Origin of the sequence: Burkholderia sp. BCC1988 (assembly GCF_905339895.1) — a bacterium.
Taxonomy (GTDB): domain Bacteria; phylum Pseudomonadota; class Gammaproteobacteria; order Burkholderiales; family Burkholderiaceae; genus Burkholderia.
Genome location: NZ_CAJPHA010000101.1, coordinates 1 through 278, shown reverse-complemented (window position 1 = coordinate 278; position 278 = coordinate 1). Strand labels below are relative to the sequence as shown.

1 protein-coding gene is annotated in these 278 nt (G+C 64.0%); it reads right to left on the bottom strand.

The genetic code is table 11. The features are described from left to right. Nucleotides 1–278: ATP-binding cassette domain-containing protein (locus U4012_RS35745; protein ID WP_321804602.1), on the bottom strand; the 278-nt coding region annotated here is incomplete at both ends.

Genomic DNA, 278 nt, shown 5'->3' with positions numbered 1-278 from the left:
GCTTGATCTGCTCCTTGTCGTTGCGCAGGTATGCGCCCATCTGCATGTTCTCGATGATCGACATCCGCGCGAAGATCCCGCGACCTTCCGGCACCATCGCGAGGCCGCGCTTGAGCAGCTCGTGCGACGGCACGCCCTTGATCGACTTGCCGTCGTACTCGATGTCGCCCGCCGAGTACGGCTTGAGACCCGTGATCGCCTTCATCGTCGTGGTCTTGCCCGCGCCGTTCGCGCCGATCAGCGTCACCAGCTCGCCCTGGCGGACTTCCATGTCAACG